Annotated in this window: 22 protein-coding genes; 18 read left to right on the forward strand and 4 right to left on the reverse strand. The window is 69.9% G+C overall.

Going from position 1 to position 20443, the window contains the following annotated elements; translation table 11 throughout:
• The 12 genes from ABT324_RS00985 (at position 1) to ABT324_RS01040 (ending at position 10123) form a co-directional block, all read left to right on the forward strand.
• Positions 1-1167: a glycosyltransferase family 4 protein gene (locus ABT324_RS00985; RefSeq protein WP_351169493.1), complete on the forward strand. Its 1167-nt coding sequence runs from the start codon at positions 1-3 to the stop codon at positions 1165-1167.
• Positions 1167-1613: a Cg1360 family ATP-synthase-associated protein gene (locus tag ABT324_RS00990; RefSeq protein WP_351169496.1), complete on the forward strand. Its 447-nt coding sequence runs from the start codon at positions 1167-1169 to the stop codon at positions 1611-1613. Before ABT324_RS00985 ends, ABT324_RS00990 begins: the two co-directional genes overlap by 1 nt.
• A gap of 260 nt (positions 1614-1873) precedes the next feature.
• Complete coding sequence (atpB, locus tag ABT324_RS00995; protein ID WP_351169499.1) at positions 1874-2653, forward strand: F0F1 ATP synthase subunit A; 780 nt, start codon at positions 1874-1876, stop codon at positions 2651-2653.
• Positions 2654-2726: 73 nt separating this feature from the next.
• On the forward strand, positions 2727-2984 hold the full coding sequence (locus tag ABT324_RS01000) for an ATP synthase subunit C-like protein (RefSeq protein WP_150067739.1): 258 nt from the start codon (positions 2727-2729) through the stop codon (positions 2982-2984).
• Positions 2985-3016: 32 nt separating this feature from the next.
• A complete protein-coding gene (locus tag ABT324_RS01005) occupies positions 3017-3574 on the forward strand; it encodes a F0F1 ATP synthase subunit B (protein WP_351169502.1) in 558 nt (185 codons plus the stop codon).
• 21 nt (positions 3575-3595) lie between these two features.
• Positions 3596-4426, forward strand: a complete 831-nt coding sequence (locus ABT324_RS01010; protein ID WP_351169505.1) for a F0F1 ATP synthase subunit delta — start codon at positions 3596-3598, stop codon at positions 4424-4426.
• 72 nt (positions 4427-4498) lie between these two features.
• A complete protein-coding gene (gene atpA, locus ABT324_RS01015; RefSeq protein ID WP_351169508.1) occupies positions 4499-6145 on the forward strand; it encodes a F0F1 ATP synthase subunit alpha in 1647 nt (548 codons plus the stop codon).
• Between the two features lie 4 nt (positions 6146-6149).
• Positions 6150-7079 (forward strand): F0F1 ATP synthase subunit gamma, encoded by a 930-nt coding sequence (locus ABT324_RS01020; RefSeq protein WP_351169511.1) that lies wholly within the window; start codon positions 6150-6152, stop codon positions 7077-7079.
• 1 nt (position 7080) lies between these two features.
• The gene (gene atpD / locus ABT324_RS01025) at positions 7081-8511 is read left to right on the forward strand and encodes a F0F1 ATP synthase subunit beta (RefSeq protein ID WP_351169514.1); all 1431 of its coding nucleotides are present in this window, start codon (positions 7081-7083) and stop codon (positions 8509-8511) included.
• A 163-nt stretch (positions 8512-8674) separates the two neighbouring features.
• Complete coding sequence (locus ABT324_RS01030) at positions 8675-9040, forward strand: F0F1 ATP synthase subunit epsilon (protein ID WP_351169517.1); 366 nt, start codon at positions 8675-8677, stop codon at positions 9038-9040.
• Between the two features lie 12 nt (positions 9041-9052).
• The gene (locus ABT324_RS01035) at positions 9053-9487 is read left to right on the forward strand and encodes a DUF2550 domain-containing protein (protein ID WP_351169519.1); all 435 of its coding nucleotides are present in this window, start codon (positions 9053-9055) and stop codon (positions 9485-9487) included.
• Positions 9488-9646: 159 nt separating this feature from the next.
• Complete coding sequence (locus ABT324_RS01040; RefSeq protein ID WP_351169522.1) at positions 9647-10123, forward strand: GNAT family N-acetyltransferase; 477 nt, start codon at positions 9647-9649, stop codon at positions 10121-10123.
• 4 nt (positions 10124-10127) lie between these two features.
• Here ABT324_RS01040 and ABT324_RS01045 read toward each other — a convergent pair whose 3' ends face one another.
• Positions 10128-10700, reverse strand: a complete 573-nt coding sequence (locus tag ABT324_RS01045) for a cob(I)yrinic acid a,c-diamide adenosyltransferase (protein WP_351169525.1) — start codon at positions 10698-10700, stop codon at positions 10128-10130.
• A 135-nt stretch (positions 10701-10835) separates the two neighbouring features.
• On the opposite strand from ABT324_RS01045, the gene murA reads away from it, so the two are divergent.
• The 5 genes from murA to ehuA all read left to right on the forward strand — a co-directional run bounded on the left by murA (position 10836) and on the right by ehuA (position 15225).
• Positions 10836-12092 (forward strand): UDP-N-acetylglucosamine 1-carboxyvinyltransferase, encoded by a 1257-nt coding sequence (gene murA / locus ABT324_RS01050; protein WP_351169528.1) that lies wholly within the window; start codon positions 10836-10838, stop codon positions 12090-12092.
• A gap of 96 nt (positions 12093-12188) precedes the next feature.
• Positions 12189-13079 (forward strand): ectoine/hydroxyectoine ABC transporter substrate-binding protein EhuB, encoded by an 891-nt coding sequence (ehuB, locus tag ABT324_RS01055; RefSeq protein WP_351169531.1) that lies wholly within the window; start codon positions 12189-12191, stop codon positions 13077-13079.
• A gap of 12 nt (positions 13080-13091) precedes the next feature.
• Positions 13092-13805 carry an ectoine/hydroxyectoine ABC transporter permease subunit EhuC gene (gene ehuC / locus ABT324_RS01060; RefSeq protein ID WP_351169534.1) on the forward strand — a complete coding sequence of 238 codons (714 nt, stop codon included), beginning with the start codon at positions 13092-13094 and terminating at the stop codon, positions 13803-13805.
• The gene (ehuD, locus tag ABT324_RS01065) at positions 13806-14456 is read left to right on the forward strand and encodes an ectoine/hydroxyectoine ABC transporter permease subunit EhuD (protein ID WP_351169537.1); all 651 of its coding nucleotides are present in this window, start codon (positions 13806-13808) and stop codon (positions 14454-14456) included.
• 4 nt (positions 14457-14460) lie between these two features.
• Positions 14461-15225, forward strand: a complete 765-nt coding sequence (ehuA, locus tag ABT324_RS01070; RefSeq protein ID WP_351170028.1) for an ectoine/hydroxyectoine ABC transporter ATP-binding protein EhuA — start codon at positions 14461-14463, stop codon at positions 15223-15225.
• A gap of 3 nt (positions 15226-15228) precedes the next feature.
• On the opposite strand, the gene ABT324_RS01075 is transcribed toward ehuA, so the two are convergent.
• Positions 15229-15765, reverse strand: a complete 537-nt coding sequence (locus tag ABT324_RS01075) for an NUDIX domain-containing protein (protein ID WP_351169540.1) — start codon at positions 15763-15765, stop codon at positions 15229-15231.
• 47 nt (positions 15766-15812) lie between these two features.
• Positions 15813-17177 carry an HNH endonuclease signature motif containing protein gene (locus ABT324_RS01080; RefSeq protein WP_351169543.1) on the reverse strand — a complete coding sequence of 455 codons (1365 nt, stop codon included), beginning with the start codon at positions 17175-17177 and terminating at the stop codon, positions 15813-15815.
• 172 nt (positions 17178-17349) lie between these two features.
• On the opposite strand from ABT324_RS01080, the gene ABT324_RS01085 reads away from it, so the two are divergent.
• Positions 17350-18972: a glycoside hydrolase family 13 protein gene (locus ABT324_RS01085; protein WP_351169546.1), complete on the forward strand. Its 1623-nt coding sequence runs from the start codon at positions 17350-17352 to the stop codon at positions 18970-18972.
• A 59-nt stretch (positions 18973-19031) separates the two neighbouring features.
• On the opposite strand, the gene ABT324_RS01090 is transcribed toward ABT324_RS01085, so the two are convergent.
• Positions 19032-20432, reverse strand: coding sequence for an amino acid permease (locus ABT324_RS01090; RefSeq protein WP_351169548.1), 1401 nt, complete (start codon positions 20430-20432; stop codon positions 19032-19034).
• Positions 20433-20443 lie beyond the last annotated feature (11 nt).

Below are 20443 nucleotides of genomic sequence, written 5' to 3' on the forward strand. Positions count from 1 at the left end.
ATGGACAGTGAATACTGGGCTCCAGCCGGGGTGCCCGCCCGTGAGTACCTGCTCGTCCTGCTCACCGCGGCGGCGACCACGTTCCTGCTGACCGGGCTGGTGCGCCTGCTGGCGTTCCGGGTCGGTGCGGTGGCCTACCCGCGGCAGCGCGACGTGCACGTCCAGCCGATGCCGCGGATGGGCGGCGTGGCGATGTACGGCGGGGTGCTGGCGGCGATCTTCCTCGCCGCGAACCTGCCGGTGCTCTCCCGCGGCTTCGCCTACTCCAACGACGCCTGGGCGGCGGTCGCCGCGGGCGGGCTGATCGTGCTGGTCGGCGCGCTGGACGACCGTTTCGAGCTGGATTCGCTGACCAAGCTGGCCGGGCAGGTCACCGCGGCCGGGATCCTGGTGATCGCCGGGGTGCAGTGGTTCGTGCTGTGGGTGCCGTGGGGCGGCACCGAGGACTCGGTGGGCCAGGTGCTGATCTTCAGCAGCAACCAGGGCCAGCTGCTGACCGTGCTGCTCACCGTGGCGATGATCAACGCGATGAACTTCGTCGACGGGCTCGACGGGCTGGCCTCCGGGATCGGGCTGATTTCGGCGGCCGCGACGTTCGTGTTCTGCCTGGGCGTGCTGGACCGGCAGAACGGCGACGTCAACGCCTACCCGCCGGCGCTGATCGCCGCCGCGATCGCCGGTGCCTGCCTGGGGTTCCTGCCGCACAACTTCCAGCCCGCCCGGCTGTTCATGGGCGACTCCGGGTCGATGCTGATCGGGTTGATGCTGGCCACCGCCAGCACCTCCGCCTCGGGCCGGATGTTCAACCCCGATGTGGACTCGGCTGACACCATCGCGCTGCTGTCGCCGCTGCTGGTGGTCGCGGCGGTGCTGTTCGTGCCGATGCTGGACCTGATCATGGCGGTGGTGCGGCGCACCAAGGCGGGCAAGAGCCCGTTCCACGCCGACAAGATGCACCTGCACCACCGGCTGCTGGAGATCGGGCACTCGCAGCGCCGCGCGGTGCTGCTCATCTACCTGTGGGCGGCGGTCCTCGCGTTCGGCGCAGTGTCGTTGACGCTGTTCAACGTCGTGGTCGTGGCGTGGGTCGTAGGCCTCGTCGTGCTGGTGGCGGCTATCATTTCGGTGATTCCCCGGATAAGAGCCCGAGCTGAACGAGAGTCCTGATGAGCGAAGCCACTGATCCGCAGCGCGAGAACCCGCACGCCGTGACCGTGCGGCGGCTCGCCTCGGCGATGCTGCGGACCGCGATCTGGCCGGGCGTCGCGACGGTGGTGGTCGGGGCTGTCGTGGCCACCGCGCTGGTCGGTGTGCCGGGCCTGGTCGGCGCCGTGGTCGGCGGTGCCGTGGCGTTCGCCTCGTCGCTGCTGACGATCTGGCTGATGCGCTTCACCGGCGGGATGAGCCCGCACTTCGTCATGGTCGCCGCGCTCGGCGGCTACGTCGGCAAGATGCTGGTGCTGCTGGTGGTGATGACGTTGCTCGGTGGTGTGGAAGCGATCCACCGGGAGTCGCTGGCGTTCACCATGCTGGCCACGGTGATGGTGTGGGCCGGTGCTGAGGTGGTCGCCTTCAAGCGCACCAAGATTCCCACGATCGTGCCGGGGAGCTGAGCTCTCGACCGGTTGCGGTGCCCCGCCGGTGGGGGGTATGGCGTATTCAGGACCACATGTCGGGTGCCTACCTACCCGCTGGTATCGTCTGCCGCGCAGAATCCTTCCCTGCGCAGCGTCGTCGGGGCTCGTCGGAGCCGTCGAGGCGCGGCGGGGAGGGCCCCTCCGCGTGCCCGATCGCGTATCAGGTACGTTAAGTGCAAAACGTGACGATTCCCCCGGCAGAGTGAAGTTCACCGGGAGAACCGGAAGGAGCCCAGTTGGGCGCGCTGATGCTGGCCGAGGGCGGAACATTCCAGCCGCCGGGTGCCGATAGCTTTGTCCTTCCGCCGATCTTCGGCGGAGTCACCAAGCCGATGCTCCTCGTCGTGCTCTCGGCGATCATCGTGGGCGCCTACTTCGTGATCGCCACCCGGAACATGAAGCTGGTCCCGGGCAAGGGGCAGTTCGTCGCGGAGTTCATCTACGAGTTCAGCCGCAACAAGATCGCGCGGGAACACATCGGGGCCAAGGACTTCCGTCCGTTCGTGCCGTTGATCTTCACCCTGTTCACCTTCATCCTGGTGAACAACATCTTCGGCATCATCCCGATCATCCAGTTCCCGACCATGTCGCGAATCGGCTTCCCGATCGCGCTGGCCCTCATGGTGTACCTGGTGATGCACGGGGTCGGGTTCGCCCGGCACGGCTTCCTGGGTTACTTCAAGCACATCATGTTCCCGCCTGGCGTGCCGAAACCGATCTACGTGCTGCTGTCGCCGATCGAACTCTTCCAGAAGTTCATCGCGCAGCCCGCCGCGCTGGCGATCCGAGTGTTCGCCGCGATGTTCGCCGGTCACCTGATCCTGCTGGTGTTCACCCTCGGCGGTGAGTTCCTGCTGCTGGAGGCCAGCGCGATGCTCAAGCCGGTCTCCATCGTCGGCTTCGCCTTCGCGATCGCGCTGACCTTCGTCGAAGCCCTGATCCAGGTGCTGCAGGCGTACATCTTCGCGCTGCTGACCGCGAGCTTCATCGGCGCGGCGCTGTCCGAAGGCCACTGACAAAAGATTTCGTTCCCCGAAAAAGGACCTGTCGATCCGCGCCGAGAAGCGGACCGAGTGAAAGGTAGTGACAGTGAGCAACATCGTTCTCGCGCAGGCAGCTGAGGCCGCGGGCTCCATCAACCCGGGTCTGGCCGCGATCGGCTACGGCCTGGGCGCCATCGGCCCGGGCGTCGGCGTCGGCCTGATCTGGGCCGCGGTCATCAACGGCACCGCCCGCCAGCCGGAGGCCCAGGGCCAGCTGCAGGGCATCGCCTGGATCTCCTTCGTCCTGGTCGAGGTGCTGGCGCTGATCGGTCTGGTCGTCTACTTCATCGCCTCCGCCGCTTGATCTGACGGCTCAACGCGTTGGGAGACGTTGTGGTGAAGACGCAGATGCTGCTGGCCGCGGAAGGCGAGCACAACCCGATCATCCCCGAGCCGGCGGAGATCGTGGTCGGTCTGATCGCGTTCGGGCTGCTGCTGTTCGCGCTCTGGAAGTTCGCGGTTCCGCGCTTCGAGAAGATCTACGCGGAGCGCAGCGAGCGGATCGAGGGCGGTATCGCCAAGGCCGAGGCCGCGCAGGCCGAGGCCCAGCGCACGCTGGAGCAGTACAAGGCGCAGCTGGCCGAGGCCCGTGCGGAAGCGGCCCGGATCCGCGACGACGCCCGCGCTGAAGGCCAGCAGATCCTGGAAGAGATGCGGGCCCAGGCGCAGGCCGAGTCCGAGCGGATCGTCAGCCAGGGCCAGTCCGCGCTGGCGCACCAGCGGGCGCAGATCGTCGCCGAGCTGCGGTCGGACCTCGGCCGCCAGGCGGTCGAGCTGGCCAGCCGGGTCGTCGGCGAGTCCTTGGAGGACGAGGCCCGTCGCCGGGGGACCGTCGACCGGTTCCTGGACGAGCTGGAGGCCACCTCGGCCCCGGCTGAATCTTCCAAGGCCTAACCGAGTGAAAGGCGCTGAGAGTTGAGCACCCTCGTGAACGCCGCGAGCCGTGAGGCGCTGGCAGCCACCGAGCTGCAGCTGCTTCAGGCCACCGACGGTGCCTCGGCCGCGGAGATCACCGAGCTCGCCGACGAGCTGTTCGGGGTGGCCGAGCTGCTGGGCCGGGAAAGGACGCTGCGGCGGGCGCTCGCCGACGCCTCCATCGACCCGCGGTCCAGGGAGGACCTGGCCCGCGGGCTGCTGGCGGACAAGCTCGGTGCGCGCTCGCTGCCGGTGGTCGTCGAGGCCGTCCGCTCCCGCTGGTCCGGGGCGAGCGACCTGGTCAACGGCGTGGAGCGGTTGGCGCGCACGGCGCTGCTGGTGCAGGCCGAGCGGGCTGGGCGGCTCGATGCCGTCGAGGACGAGCTGTTCCGCCTGGGGCGGATCGTCGGTTCCCAGGTCGACCTGGAGCGGTTGCTGTCGGACCCGACCGGGGACCCGGCGGGCAAGGACGCGGTCGTCGACCAGCTCGTCTCGGGCAAGGTCGAGCCGGTCACCCTGAGCCTGGTCCGGCAGCTGGTCGCCCGGCCGCGTGGTCGGCGGGTCAGCGAGGGGCTGGAAGAGCTCGCCGAGCTGTCGGCCAAGCGCCGGGAACGCTCGGTCGCGCACATCCGCTCCGCGATCCCGCTCAGCGAGGAGCAGCAGCAGCGGCTGGCGCGCACCCTGCAGCGGATCTACGCACGCCCGATCGCCCTGCACCTCGAGGTCGACCCCGGGGTCGAGGGCGGGCTGCTGATCCAGGTCGGCGACGAGGTCATCGACGGCAGCATCACGGGACGCCTGCAGTCCCTGCGACGCGATCTGGCCAACTAGCCGAGGGCACGTGGCGGCCAGGCGTCGTACACCCACTCCCTTCCAAGAACGAACCGAGGGCAGGAACGAGACATGGCGGAGCTGACGATCTCGTCGGACGAGATCCGCAGTGCGATCGAGAAGTACGTCTCCAGCTACTCCCCGGAGGTCAGCCGCGAGGAGGTCGGGGTCGTCACCGATACCGGTGACGGCATCGCCCATGTCGAGGGTCTGCCTTCGGTGATGACCGAGGAACTGCTGGAGTTCCCCGGCGGCATCTACGGTGTCGCGATGAACCTGGAAGCTCAGGAGATCGGTGCGGTCATCCTGGGCGAGTCCGAGAAGATCGAGGAGGGCCAGGAGGTCAAGCGGACCGGCAAGGTCCTCTCGATCCCGGTCGGCGACGGCTTCCTGGGCCGCGTCGTCAACCCGCTCGGCGACCCGATCGACGGTCTCGGCGACATCGTGGCCGAGGAGCACCGCCCGCTGGAGCTGCAGGCCGCCACGGTCGTGCAGCGCAAGGGCGTGCACGAGCCGATGCAGACCGGCATCAAGGCCATCGACTCGATGACCCCGATCGGCCGCGGTCAGCGGCAGCTGATCATCGGTGACCGCAAGACCGGCAAGACCACCGTCGCGGTCGACACGATCATCAACCAGAAGCAGGCGTGGGCCAGCGGCGACCCGGACAAGCAGGTCCGCTGCATCTACGTCGCGATCGGCCAGAAGGGCTCCACGATCGCCGGCGTGAAGCGGTCCCTGGAGGACGCCGGGGCGATGGAGTACACCACCATCGTCGCCGCGCCGGCCTCCGACTCGCCGGGTCTGAAGTGGCTGGCCCCCTACGCGGGCTCGGCCATCGGCCAGCACTGGATGTACCAGGGCAAGCACGTCCTGATCGTGTTCGACGACCTGACCAAGCAGGCCGAGGCCTACCGCGCGATCTCGCTGCTGCTGCGTCGTCCGCCGGGCCGCGAGGCCTACCCGGGTGATGTCTTCTACCTGCACTCCCGCCTGCTGGAGCGCTGCGCGAAGCTGTCCGACGAGATGGGCAAGGGTTCGATGACGGGTCTGCCGATCATCGAGACCAAGGCCAACGACGTGTCGGCCTACATCCCGACCAACGTCATCTCGATCACCGACGGCCAGTGCTTCCTGCAGTCCGACCTGTTCAACGCCGGTCAGCGCCCGGCCATCGACGTCGGCATCTCGGTGTCCCGAGTCGGTGGTTCCGCGCAGATCAAGGCGATGAAGGGCGTCACCGGTTCGCTGCGTCTGGACCTGGCCCAGTACCGCGAGCTGGAGGCCTTCTCGGCCTTCGCCTCCGACCTGGACGCCGCGTCGAAGGCCCAGCTGGACCGCGGTGCCCGCCTGATGGAGATCCTCAAGCAGGGCCAGGGCGAGCCGCTGCCGGTCGAGGAGGAGGTCGTCTCCCTCTTCATCTCCACCAAGGGCCACCTGGACTCGGTGCCGGTCGCCGACGTGCGCCGCTTCGAGACCGAGTTCCTGGCGCACATGCGCCGCAGCCACGCGACCACCCTCAAGGACATCGTCGAGAGCGGCAAGCTCTCCGACGACGGTGAGAAGGTCATCGTGGACGCGGTCGAGGAATTCAAGAAGCAGTTCACCGCCTCCGACGGCGGCTCGGTGGTGCCGAGCGAGCCGGACGCCGAGGCGCTGGCCGCCGACGAGGTGGGGCAGGAGACCGTGAAGGTCAACCGCCCCGCGCCGAAGAAGTGACGTTATGGCTCAACTTCGGGAACTCCGGAACCGGATCCGGTCGATCAAGTCGACCCGGAAGATCACCAAGGCGCAGGAGCTGATCGCTACCTCGCGCATCATGAAGGCGCAGGCCAGGGTGGAGGCTTCGCGGCCCTACGCCACGGAGATCACCAACGTCCTGACCGCGCTGGCCGACGTGAGCACGTTGGACCACCCGCTGCTGACCGAGCGCACCAACCCGAAGCGCGCCGGCGTGCTGGTCGTGACCAGCGACCGGGGTTTCTGCGGTGGCTACAACGCCAACGTGATCAAGGCGGCCGAGGAGCTGCAGTCGCTGCTGCGCGAGCAGGGCAAGGACCCGGTGCTGTACGTCGTCGGCCGCAAGGGTGAGGCGTACTACCGGTTCCGGCAGCGCAAGATCGAGGCGAGCTGGACCGGGTTCAGCGACCGCCCCGAGTACACCGATGCGGCCGAGATCGGCGAGACGCTGGTCAAGGCCTTCCTGGCGGGTGCTGACGACTACCTCGACGATGGTGGTGCGGACGGTAAGCTGGGCGTGGATGAGCTGCACCTGGTGCACACCGAGTTCGTCTCGATGCTCACCCAGCGACCGGCGGTTCGGCGGATCGCTCCGCTCGAGGTGGAGTACTCCGAGGAACCGGCGCAGAAGGCGCTCAAGTCCGCCTACGAGTTCGAGCCGGACGCCGAGACGCTGTTCGCCGCGCTCCTGCCGAAGTACATCAAGACCCGGCTGTACGCGGGTCTGCTGGACTCGGCGGCGGCGGAGCACGCGGCCCGGCGCACGGCGATGAAGTCGGCGACGGACAACGCGGACGAGTTGATCCGCAACCTCAGCCGCGAGGCCAACCAGGCCCGCCAGGCCCAGATCACCCAGGAAATCAGCGAGATCGTCGGCGGTGTCGAGGCGCTCTCGTCCGCAGGAAGTGAGTGACATGACTGCTGCTACTGCCACCAGCACTGGCACCGGCCGCGTCGTCCGGGTGCTCGGCCCGGTCGTGGACGTCGAGTTCCCGCGCGACCAGGTGCCGGACCTGCTCAACGCCCTCACGGTGGACATCACCGCCGAGGGCATGGCCAAGACCCTGACGCTGGAGGTCGCCCAGCACCTGGGTGACAGCGTCGTGCGGACGATCTCGATGCAGCCCACCCAGGGCCTGGTGCGCGGCGTGACCGTGACCGACACCGGCGCGGGCATCTCGGTGCCGGTCGGTGACGTGGTCAAGGGCCACGTGTTCAACGCGCTCGGCCACTGCCTGGACGAGCCGGGCTACGCCTCCGACGCCGAGAAGTGGACCATCCACCGCAAGGCGCCGAGCTTCGACCAGCTCGAGGGCAAGACCGAGATGCTGGAGACCGGCATCAAGGTGATCGACCTGCTCACCCCGTACGTGCAGGGTGGCAAGATCGGCCTGTTCGGTGGCGCCGGTGTGGGCAAGACGGTGCTCATCCAGGAGATGATCCGCCGAGTCGCGAAGAACTTCGGTGGTACCTCGGTGTTCGCCGGTGTCGGTGAGCGCACCCGTGAGGGCAACGACCTCTGGGTCGAGATGGACGAGTCCGGCGTGCTGGCGGACACCGCGCTGGTGTTCGGCCAGATGGACGAGCCGCCGGGCACCCGCATGCGGGTGGCGCTGTCCGCGCTGACGATGGCGGAGTACTTCCGCGACGTGCAGAACCAGGACGTGCTGCTGTTCATCGACAACATCTTCCGGTTCACCCAGGCGGGTCAGGAGGTGTCGACCCTGCTGGGCCGCATGCCGTCCGCGGTGGGTTACCAGCCGACGCTGGCCGACGAGATGGGTGAGCTGCAGGAGCGCATCACCTCCACCCGGGGCCGTTCGATCACCTCGATGCAGGCGATCTACGTGCCGGCGGACGACTACACCGACCCGGCCCCGGCGACCACCTTCGCCCACCTGGACGCGACCACGGAGCTCTCCCGTGCGATCTCGCAGAAGGGCATCTACCCGGCGGTGGACCCGCTGGCCTCCACCTCCACCATCCTCGACCCGGCGATCGTCGGCGACGAGCACTACCGGGTGGCGCAGGAGGTCAAGCGGATCCTGCAGAAGTACAAGGAGCTGCAGGACATCATCGCCATCCTCGGTATGGACGAGCTGTCCGAAGAGGACAAGGTGACGGTGCAGCGGGCGCGTCGCATCGAGCGCTACCTGTCGCAGAACTTCTTCGTGGCCAAGCAGTTCACCGGCCAGGAGGGCTCCTTCGTGCCGCTGAAGGAGACCATCGAGGCGTTCGACAAGCTGTGCAAGGGCGACTTCGACCACTACCCGGAGCAGGCGTTCCTGTCCATCGGTGGTCTGGACGACCTCGAGGCGGCTTACAAGAAGCTCACCGAGAAGTGAGCGGCGACCCCCGCCTGGGGGTCGGCACGAACAACCGGCGACGGGGTCGAGGTCCGCGAGGCCTCGGCCCCGTTTGCCAGCAAGGCACTCCCGCCCGGCCAGTCGCGATCGCCCTGGTGGCACCGGATAGACTGCGGGCACACACCCGACAAAGGAGACGCGCGTGGCCAACATGTCCGTCCAACTGGTCGCCGTCGAGCGCCGCCTGTGGTCCGGGGAAGCGACCACCGTTGTCGCGCAGACCACCGAGGGGGAAATCGGTGTCCTGCCGGGGCACGAGCCGCTGCTCGGCGAGCTGATCGAGGGTGGCGTGGTGCGCATCACCACCACCGAGAAGGAGACCGTGACCGCTGCGGTCCACGGCGGGTTCCTGTCGGTCACCGCGGACGGCGTGAGCGTGCTGGCCGAGTCCGCGGAGCTGGCCCACGAGATCAACGTGGAGCAGGCCAAGGCGGAGGCCAAGAGTGACGATGAACAGGCCCGAGCACGGGCGATGAGCCGATTGCGAGCAGCCGGCCACTCGGCCTGATCCGGGCCTCGGATGGGTTCCCCGGTCGTGTGGTTCGTGGTGGCGTTGGGGCTGCTGCTGGTGGCAGCCCTGCTCGTTGCGGCGCTGGCCTGGCGGCGGCTGCGGGAACTGCGCGTCGGGGGCATCGACGTCGCGTTGCGCGCCAGCAAGGACGGCGGTCGGGGCTGGCACCTGGGGGTGGCCCACTACCGGGGCGAGGAGTTCGCCTGGTACCGCGTGCTGAGCCTGCGGTCGGGGCCGAACTGGGTGATCAACCGCCGGGAGGTGGAGATCGCCCGGCGCCGCGAGCCGACGACGGCCGAGGCGTACGCGATGCCCGCCGGTTCGACGGTGCTGGACCTGACCGGTCCGGACCTGGAGCTGGCGATGGGCCGCGATGCGCTGACCGGGTTCCTGTCCTGGCTGGAGTCGGCCCCGCCGGGGCGGTCGGTGCCGTGGGCGTCCTGAGGGTGGGCTGACGAGCGTTCGCAGCGGGGTTCGGGTTTCCGGGCCCCGCTTCTTCGTGCCTGGGGTGACAGGAAGGTTCCCATGCTCACGGCAGCGGCCCAGGTCGCCTGACGAAGCCGTGACTGGATTCGAACGGGTGGGTGGGGGAAGACTGGGGGCGTGACCGAGCAGGCCATTTTCACGATCGACCCAGAACCCATCGACAGCCCGGACGCGCAGGAGGCGCTCCGCCAGTACGTCGCCGAGCTGGACCGGCGCTTCCCGGACGGGTTCGACACCTCCCGCGCCGCGCCCCCGGCCAAGGCCGACTTCGTCCCGCCCGCCGGGGTGTTCCTGGTGGTGCGGGTCGACGACCGCGTCCTCGGCTGCGGCGCGCTGCGCACCGGGCCGGGGGCCACCGGGGAGATCCGGCGCATGTGGATCTCCCCGGAGCTGCGGGGGCGGGGTGCTGGGCGCGCGCTGCTCGCCGAGCTGGAGGCGCAGGCCCGGCAGCTCGGCTGCGAGCGGGTCCGGTTGGACACCGCTGCCGAGCTCCGGGAGGCGCGTGGCCTGTACGACTCGGCCGGCTACCGGGAGATCCCGGCCTACAACGACAACGAGTACGCGCGGCACTGGTACGAGAAGGCCCTGGTCTGACCGGCTAGGCGTTGCCGCCGGGCTTCCAGAGCACGTCGCCGTCCGGGTTGGCCACCCGCGCCAGGATGAACAGTAGGTCGGACAGCCGGTTCAGGTACTTCGCGGGCAGCGGCGAGGTGCGCTCCCCGTCGGCCTCCTGGAGCGCCCAGGCCGACCGCTCCGCCCGGCGGGCCACGCACCGCGCCTGGTGCAGCAGGGCGCCACCAGGGGTGCCGCCGGGCAGGATGAACGAGTCCAGCTTGCCCAGCCGCGCGTTGTACTCGTCGCACCAGCCCTCGAGCCGGTCGACGTAGTCCTGGGTGATCCGCAGCGGCGGGTACTTCGGGGCTTCCGCGATCGGCGTGGACAGGTCGGCGCCCACGTCGAACAGGTCGTTCTGCACCGCTCGCAGCACCGCGACGACGTCCTCGTCGAGCTGCGCGGTGGCCAGCGCCACGCCGAGCACCGAGTTGGTCTCGTCCACGTCGGCGTAGGCGACCAGGCGCGGGTCGGTCTTGTGCACCTTGGAGTTGTCGGACAGCCGGGTCGTGCCCGCGTCACCGGCCCGCGTGTAGATCTTCGTGAGGTGGACTGCCATGCCCGACAGCCTAGGCGGAGGTGACAGGAAGGTTCCCATGCTCGCGTCCGGTGACAGGAAGGTTCCCATGCTCGACTGGATCGGTGCCGTACCCGCTCCGATGGCGGTGGTGGCCGGGCCGTAACCTCGATGCTCGTGAGTGAGCACTTCCGGGTACACGGCGGAGCGCGTCTCGTCGGCGAGGTCGACGTGGTCGGGGCGAAGAACAGCGTGCTGAAGCTGATGGCGGCCGCGCTGCTGGCGGAGGGCACGACGACGATCGTCAACTGCCCGGAGATCCTCGACGTTCCGCTGATGGCCGATGTGCTGCGCAGCCTCGGGTGCGAGGTGTCGATCAACGGCGGCACGGTGCGCATCACGACTCCGGCGGAGATCAGCCACGAGGCGGTGTCGCCGTCGATGGGCAAGCTGCGCGCTTCGGTGTGCGTGCTGGGGCCGCTGGTGGCGCGTTGCCGCCGCGCGGTCGTGACGCTGCCCGGTGGGGACGCGATCGGTTCGCGGCCGCTGGACATGCATCAGAACGGGCTGCGGCAGCTCGGCGCGACCAGCCACATCGAGCACGGCGCGGTGGTGGCGGAGGCGGAGAACCTGCGCGGGGCGCAGATCTGGTTGGACTTCCCGAGCGTGGGGGCGACGGAGAACATCCTGATGGCCGCGGTGCTGGCGGAGGGCACCACGGTGATCGACAACGCGGCGCGCGAGCCCGAGATCGTCGACCTGTGCGTGATGCTGCAGCAGATGGGCGCCAAGATCGAGGGCGCGGGCACCTCCACGCTGACCGTGCACGGGGTGTCCTCGCTCAAGGCGGTCGAGCACCGCGTGATCGGCGACCGGATCGTGGGCGCGACCTGGGCATTCGCCGCTGCGGCCACCCGTGGTGACATCACGGTGCGCGGGGTCGACCCGCGGCACGTCAACCTGGTGCTGGAGAAGTTGCGCAGCGCTGGTGCCGAGGTGACCACCGAGGAGGAGAGCTTCCGGGTGGTGATGCGGGGGCGCCCGCAGGCGGTGGACTTCGTGACGCTGCCCTACCCGGGTTTCCCGACGGACCTGCAGCCGATGGCGTTGGCGCTGTCCGCAGTGGCCGACGGCACGTCGATGATCACCGAGAACCTGTTCGAGTCCCGGTTCCGGTTCATCGAGGAGCTGGTGCGGATGGGCGCCGATGGGCGCACCGACGGCCACCACGCGGTCGTGCGCGGCCTGGACCGGCTGTCCAGCGCCCCGGTGTGGGCGACGGACATCCGCGCTGGCGTGGGCCTGGTGCTGGCGGGGTTGTGCGCGGACGGGGTGACCGAGGTGTGGGACGTCTTCCACATCGACCGCGGCTACCCGAACTTCGTGGAGAACCTGCGCGGCTTGGGCGCGGAAATCGAACGCGTGACCGACTGAGCTGCCCCTCACGGCCCGTCATGTGATGCAAACCACAGGTGTTGGCCTGACCATGGGTCGCAGTAGCCCTGCTCCCGGCTTGAAGGGGCGATGGTCATGGCGAGCAGCGGGTGGACGCGTCGCGAGTTTCTGAAGGGGGCCGGCCTGGCCGCCGGTGCGCTGGTGCTGGGCGGCTGCACCCGGACCGGCGGGGGCGGGGGAGGTGATCCGCTCGAGGAGGCTCGCCGCTCGGGCACCGTCCAGGTCGGCATCGCGGGGGAAGCGCCGTACGGTTTCACCGACGCCACCGGCCGGGTCACCGGGGAGGCTCCCGAGGTCGCCCGCGCCGTGTTCGGCAACCTCGGCGTCGGTGACGTGCAGGCCACGCAGGTCGACTTCAACCAGCTGATCCCGGCGCTGAACGCGAACAAGTTCAGCGTGGTCGCCGCTGGCATGTTCATCACCCCGGAGCGCTGCAAGAACGCGGCGTTCTCCATCCCCGACTACATCGCGCCCACGGCGTTTCTGGTGCCGCGCGGGAACCCGGAAGGTGTCGCCACCTTCGAGGACGTCGTGCGCGAGAAGCTCAACGTCGCGGTCCTCAGCGGTGCCGTGGAGAAGGACTACGCCCAGCGCTTGGGCGTGCCCGACTCGCAGGTGCAGTCCTTCGACTCGCAGAACTCGCTGTTGCAGGCCGTGGTCAACCAGCGCGCCTACTGCGCCGCGCTGACCAACATCTCGCTCAACGACCTGGTGCGGAAGAACCCCGAGGCCCCGGTCGAGGTCACCAAGGGCTTCACGCCGGTGGTCGACGGGAAGCCGGAGGTGCAGGCCGGGGCGTTCGTGTTCCGTTCGGCCGACACCGGGTTGCGCGACGCGTTCAACGTCGAGCTCAAGAAGCTGCACGACAGCGGCGAATGGGTGCGCATCGCGAGCCCGTTCGGGTTCACCCAGGAGAACGTGCCGCCGCCCGGGGTCACCACGGAGGCGTTGTGCGCCGGTAGCTGACCGGGAGGCGCCATGTTCGAGAACTCCTCGCACTTCCTGCGGGTGCTGGTGCAGGGCGTCCCGGCGACGGTGATCGCGACGTTGGGTGGCGTCGCCCTGTGCATCGTGCTGTCGGTGGTAGCGGGGCTCGGGATGCTCTCGCGGCGGCGGTGGGTGCGGGCGGTCGCGCGCTGCTACGTCGAGGTCTGGCGTGGCACCTCGGAAGTGGTGCAGCTTTTCTGGATCTTCTTCGCGCTGCCGCTGCTGGTCGGGTTCGAGCTGCTGCCGTTGTGGGCGGGGATCTTGGTGCTCGGCCTCAACCACGGCGCGTACGGCGGCGAGATCGTGCGGGGTGCGGTGCAGGCGGTGCCGCGGGAGCAGCACGAGTGCGCGGTCGCGTTGAGCTTCACCCCGGCCCAGCGGATGTGGCGGGTGGTCCTGCCGCAGGCGGTGGTGGAAATGATCCCGCCGTTCAACAACCTGTTCATCCAGCTGCTGAAGAGCAGCGCCCTGCTGTCGCTGATCTTCGTGCACGACATCACCTACCAGGGCCGCGATGTCCTGGAACCCAACTTCACCGGCCAGACCGCGCTGATCTACTCGATGATGCTGGCGCTGTACCTGGTGCTTTCAGTGCTGATCACTGCGGTGATGCGGGTGCTGGAGCGGTGGGCGGCGGCCGGTGTCGGGCGTCAGCCCGTCGAACCGGGGCAAGCGCTCGGCCGGGGCACGGGTGGGGCGGCGTAGATGATCTGGGACTGGGAGTTCACCGGCCGGGTGGTCCCGGACGTTCTGCGCGGTCTGCTGGTGACCTTCGAGGCCACCGTGCTCGGTTCGGTCGTGGCGTTCGCGCTGGGCCTGCTGCTGGCCCTGCTGCGGCGCTCGCGGATCCGGGCGGTGCGCGGCGCGACCTGGCTGTTCATCGAGTTCGTGCGCAGCACCCCACTGCTGGTCCAGCTGTACTTCCTGTTCAACGTGCTGCCGGGCATCGGTCTGCGGTTCTCGTCGCTGGTCACCGGGGTGATCGGTCTGGGCGTGCACTACGCCTGCTACACGGCCGAGGTCTACCGAGCGGGCATCGACGGGGTGCCGCGCGGGCAGTGGGAGGCGGCGACGGCGCTGAGCCTGCCGACCCACCGGGTGTGGATGAGCGTGGTGCTCCCGCAAGCGATTCCGCGTGTGCTGCCCGCGCTGGGCAACTACACGATCTCGATGTTCAAGGAAACACCGCTGCTGCTGGCGATCGGCGTGCTCGACCTGGTGGGTGCGGCGCAGGAAGCCGGGTCCGACGCCTACCGCTACGTCGAGCCGCTGACGCTGGCCGGCATCTGCTTCCTGCTGGTGAGCTATCCGGCGTCGTTGCTGGTGCGGAGGTTGGAACGCCGTGTCGGGAGCTGAGGAGATGATCCGCTTCGACCGGGTGGTCAAGCGGTTCGGCGACAACGTGGTGCTCGACGAGCTCGACTTCGCGGTCCGGCCCGGGGAGCGCGTCACCCTGATCGGGCCGAGCGGGTCGGGCAAGACGACGATCCTGCGGCTGCTGATGACGCTGGAACGGGTCGATGGCGGCACCATCCACGTCGGGGACGAATGCCTGACGCACGTGCGTCGGGGCGACCGCCTGGTGCCCGCGGACGAGAAGCACCTGCGCGAGGTGCGCAAGCACATCGGCATGGTGTTCCAGCAGTACAACCTGTTCCCGAACATGCGGGTGCTGCGCAACGTCACGGAGGCGCCGGTGCACGTGCTGGGCGTGCCGGTGGAGGAAGCGCAGCAGCGGGCACGGGAGCTGTTGGAGCTGGTGGGCCTGGCGGACAAGCTGGAGGCCTACCCGACGCAGTTGTCCGGCGGCCAGCAGCAGCGGGTGGCGATCGCCCGCGCGTTGGCGATGCGCCCAGATGTGCTGCTGCTGGACGAGATCACCTCGGCGCTGGACCCGGAGTTGGCCGCCGAGGTGCTCGACGTGCTGCGCGATGTGGCCCGGTCCAGCGACATCACGATGTTGTGCGTGACGCACGCGATGAAGTTCGCCCGCGACGTCTCGCACCGGGTGCTGATGTTCGACCGGGGGCGGATCTTGGAGGACAAGCCGCCGCAGGAGCTCTTCGAGCGCCCGGAGCACGAGCGGACCCGCCGGTTCCTGCGGTCGGTGCTGGACGAGACCTGAGGCTCACGCCTGTTGGCGCTCGTGCAGGAGCAGGAGGGTGTAGGCGGCGATGGTCTGCGCATCGGTGATCTCCGAGGTGGCGATCATCTTCTCGAACTCCACGCGCGGGAACCAGGCGGTGCGCATGTCCTGCTCCTCGAGCTCGCGCTCGTGCTCGCCGGGGGTCAGGCCGGTCGCCAGGAACACCCGCCCGCGCTGGCTGGACATGCCCGGTGCCACGTCGAGGGTGCCGAGCTCGACGAGGTTCGCCGCCCGCAGGCCGGTTTCCTCCCGCAGTTCGCGGGCGGCGAGTTCGGTGGGCTCGACCTCCAGCCGGTCCGGTGCGGTGCCCTGCGGGAACTCCCAGCGCCGCAGGCCCAGCGGGTAGCGGAACTGCTCGACCAGGTGGAGCCGGTCCCCGTCCAGCGGGATCACCAGCGCGTAGTGGGGTTTGTCGACGACCCCGTAGATCCCTTCGGTCCCGTCGGCCCGGCGCACCCCGTCCTCGCGCACCGACATCCAGGGATTCGCGTACACCTCGTGGCTGCTCGTCTGCTCCATGTGGCCCATGGTGCCGGACCGCGGGCGCGCGGGGGCGACGCGCTCGCTCAGCACGCGAGCGCGTTCGCCCCACCCCGCGGTCTTCGCAGCTGCCGCTCGATGAGCGCGCGGTGCTCGACCGGTGTTGCGCGGCCACCTGGTCGCGGGGTGCGTGAGAGGTCCACTGTGGATGGTGGGGTGAAGGTGGGGCGGCCGTCCTGCACCGCGACTCCCCAGCGCTGGGAGTGCACCGTGCGGTGGTGGTGCCCGCACAGCATGACCAGGTTGGACAGTTCGGTCGGGCCGCCGTCCACCCAGGAGACGATGTGGTGCGCGTCGGGCGTGCCGGGTGGGCGGTCGCAACCGGGAAAGGCGCAGACGCCGTCCCGCTGCAGCAGCGCGGCGCGGATGTGGGTGGGCGCGGTTCGCTTGGTCCGGCCAACGTCGAGGGGGAGGCCGTCGCCGCCGAGGACCATCGGCAGCACCTCGCAGTCGCAGGCGATCCGGCGGATGTTCTCGGCGGTGATCGGCTGGTCGGTGGCGTCCAGGGTGCCCGGCATGCCGTCCTCGTCGGCGCGGTCGAGGCCGCGCCTGAGGTCGTCGAAGTCGATGGTGATCGACAGGTGGGGGCGCTGGCCGCCAGCGCGTGGCACCGCTTCGGAACCCGCGGCCAGGTCCAGGATCGCGGCGAGCGCGTCGGCGTTGCGCTGGCCCGCGGTGCGGGGGTCCTTCTCCCCGTCGGCTTCCGGGCGGGGCGCGGCCAGCGGCTCCATGAGCGCGGTGAACTTCGCGCCGGTTTCGCGGTCCAGGCGTGCCTTGATGACCAGCATGCCGTCGCGCGCGGTGGCGTGGTGCAGTTCGCGCGCCTCGTGCTGGACCTCCTCGTCCCGGTAGGCGCCGTCCTGGTCCAGCAGGTAGCGGAGGCGCTCGGCGAGGACCGCCAGCTCGCGCGGCGGCATTTCCCTGGCCCACCCGGCCAGCGCCTGGTCGACCTCGGCCAGCATGGTGCCCCGCGCGTGCTCCGGGAGCTTCTTGGCGCCGGTGACGATCACCCTCGCGTGGTCCAGGCCGATTGCGCCCTCGGCCATGGCGGCCGCGGTGGCGGGCAGGTCGGCGCTGACCGGCTCGCCGTACAGCGTCATGCGGTCCTCGACGGCGCGCGCCACGGTGACGCGCCCCTTGGCGTCGCGGTGGTCGATGTTGAGCAACCCCTGCAGCCAGGCGGGCATCGACCGCGCGCCCTCGGCGCCGAAGAGGCCCCGGTGCTCGGCTTCGGCGATCAGCTGGAGCTGCTCGAACATGTCCGCCCGCATGGACTCCTCCAGGGCCTGGATCCGGGCGACCACGTCGGCATCGGTCCAGGACACCGCTGCCGACCGGGCACTGGCGGCGGTGCCCTCGGCTGCGTCGTAGGTGCTGATCAGCGGTGCCATGTCTCCATGATCCAGGGTCGAACACCCGTTCGCACGTGTTTCGGGGTCGCTTGATCAGGTGAAACTCCGGAGTGGAACGCGAAAAACACTGCACGACAACGCTGAACGAGCCACCCCGGCGATCCCGGGCCATCCTGTGGCTGCACCGGACGCGGAGTCGAAGGGGGGAACCGTGCCAACCCCGTGGTGGCGCAACGCGGTCGTCTACCAGGTCCTGCCGCGCAGCTTCGCCGACTCCGACGGCGACGGCCTCGGCGACCTCCCGGGCCTGACCGCCAGGCTGGACCACCTCGTCGACCTCGGCGTGGACGCGCTCTGGCTCACCCCCTGCTACCGGTCGCCGTGGCGCGACGCGGGCTACGACATCACCGACCACCGCGCCATCGACCCGGAGCTGGGCACGCTGGCCGACTTCGACCGGATGGTCTCCGCCGCGCACGACCGCAGGCTCCGCGTCCTGCTCGACGTGGTCCCGAACCACACCTCCGACCAGCACGAATGGTTCCAGCGAGCACTGGCGGCCGGTCCGGGCTCAGCCGAGCGCGAGCGCTACGTCTTCCGCGCCGGGCGGGCCCCGGGACGCCCGCCGAGCAACTGGGAGTCCCGCTTCGGCGGGCCGGCCTGGAGCCAGGTCCCGGACGGGCAGTGGTACCTGCACCTGTTCGCGCCCGAGCAGCCCGACCTGAACTGGCGCGACCCGCGGGTGCGCGCGGAGTTCGCCGAGATCCTGCGCTTCTGGGGGCGCCGGGGCGTCGACGGGTTCCGGATCGACGTGGCCGCCGCGCTGGTCAAGGACCTGCGGGAACCGCTGCGCGACGTGGTGGGCGGGGAGGGCAGCACGGGGCTGGACGACTTCGCGGCCAACCCGGACCACCCGTTCCTGGACCGGCCCGAGGTGCACGACGTCTACCGCGGCTGGAACCGGGTGTTCCACGAGTTCGACCCGCCGCTGATCGGCGTCGCCGAGACGTGGGTGCGCGGCGAGCAGCGGGCTCGCTACCTGCGGCCCGGCGAGCTGCAGCAGGCGTTCGAGTTCGAGTTCCTGCGGGTGCGCTGGCGCGCCGCGGACTACCGGCGGGTGGTGTCGGAGTCCACCGCGGCGGCGCGGTCGGTGGGGCGGGCGGCGACGTGGGTGCTGGCCAACCACGACTCGGTGCGGCAGGTGTCGGTGCTCGGCCTGCCCCGCGACGTCGACACCGGGGTCTGGCTGGCCACCGGCGGTACCGAACCGGCCACCGACCTGGCGCTGGGCACCCGGCGGGCGCGGGCGTTGATCATGCTGGCGCTCGCGCTGCCCGGCTCCGCGTACCTGTACCAGGGTGAGGAGCTGGGGCTGCCGGAGGTGGCCGACCTGCCGGCGGCGGTGCTGCGGGACCCCAAGCGCAACGGTGGCAAGGACCGGGGCCGGGAGGGTTGCCGGGTACCGCTGCCGTGGACCCGGGGCGGTGCCTCCTTCGGGTTCAGCAGCGGCTCGCCGTGGCTCCCCCAGCCCGCTGGCTGGGGCGACTACTCGGTCGAAGCCCAGCGCGGAGATCCGGGCTCGGTGCTGGAGCTGTACCGCTCCGCGCTGCGGCTGCGCCGGGGGCTCGGCGGTGACGAGGCGTTCTGCTGGGACACCGACCGCAACACCGGCGACGTGCTCGCGTTCTGGCGGGGCGACGTGCTGGTCGTGGTGAACACCGGTCCCGCCGCCGTGCCGCTGCCACCCGGCCCGGTGCTGCTGGCCAGCTGCCCGCTGGAGGGCGGCGCGCTGCCCGGCGACGCCGCGGTCTGGTTGCGCCCCTCGGGGACGTGAGGATGGGAACCTTCCTGTCACCCCGGGCGCGTGGCAGTGGCAGGAAGGTTCCCTTCCGCTCAGCCCGCGGAGCCGTTCAGCTTGGACCTGCGGCGGCCGTAGCCGAAGTACACCACCAGGCCGATGACCGTCCAGACCGCGAAGGTCAGCCAGGTGATCGCGTCCAAGCCGAAGATCAGGTACACGCACAGCGCCAGGCCCAGCAGTGGGATCCACGGCATCAGCGGCGTCCGGAAGCTGCGCGGCAGCTCCGGCCGGGTCCGCCGCAGCACCAGGACACCGACGTTGACCAGGCTGAACGCGACCAGGGTGCCGATGCTGGTCGCCTCGGCGAGCTGGTTGAGCGGCACCACCGCGGCCAGCAGCGCCACCACGACCCCGACGACGAGCGTGTTGCGGGCCGGGACCGCGCGCTGGTTGACCTTCGACAGCATGCTCGGCATCAGGCCGTCGCGGGACATCGAGACCAGGATTCGGGTCTGCCCGTACAGCACGGTGAGGACCACCGAGGCGATGGCGATCACCGCGCCGAAGGCGAGCACCACCGACGCCCAACCCTGGCCGGTGACGATGCGCAGCGCGGTGGCCAACGACGCGTTGGAGCCGGAGAGCACGTCGACGCCGACCGCGCCCACCGCGGCGAAGGCGACCAGCACGTAGATCGCGGTCACGATGGCCAGCGACAGGATGATCGCGCGCGGCAGGTCCCGCTTCGGGTTGCGGGCTTCCTCACCCGCGGTGGAGGCCGCGTCGAAGCCGATGAAGGAGAAGAAGACGGCCGAGGCGCCCACTGAGATCCCGGCGAACCCGTACGGGGCGAACGGCGTCATGTTCTCGGAGTTGAACGCGGTGATCGCCACGGCGACGAAGAACACCAGCACCGCGATTTTGAGCAGCGTGGTGATCGTGGTGGCCCGCGCGCTCTCCCGCACGCCCCGCAGCAGCACGGACATGGCCAGCAGCACGATCAGCGCTGCCGGGATGTTGATGATGCCGCCTTCGCCGGGCGGCGCGGACAGCACGTCCGGGATGGTGACCCCGATGGTGCCCTGCAGGAACTCGTTGAGGTAGCCGCCCCAGCCGACCGCGACCGCTGCGACCGACACGCCGTACTCCAGCAGCAGGCACCAGCCGCAGATCCAGGCGACTAGTTCGCCGAGGGTGGCGTAGGTGTAGGAGTAGGCCGAGCCGGAGACCGGGACGCTGCCCGCGAGTTCGGCGTAGGACAGGGCCGAGCACAGCGCCGCCAGCCCGGCGAGCACGAACGACACGACCACTGCGGGACCGGCGGCCGGGGCGGCTTCGGCCAGCACCACGAAGATTCCGGTTCCGAGCGTCGCACCGACCGAGAGGGCCACCAGGGGCACCAGGCCGAGGGTGCGGCGCAGCTGGGTGTGCGAGCCCTCGTCGGCGATTTGCTCAGCGGGTTTGACGCGCAGCAGCGTTCGGGCGAATGACACGAGCGGTAACG

The organism is Saccharopolyspora sp. NPDC000359 (assembly GCF_040300525.1).
Lineage (GTDB): Bacteria > Actinomycetota > Actinomycetes > Mycobacteriales > Pseudonocardiaceae > Saccharopolyspora.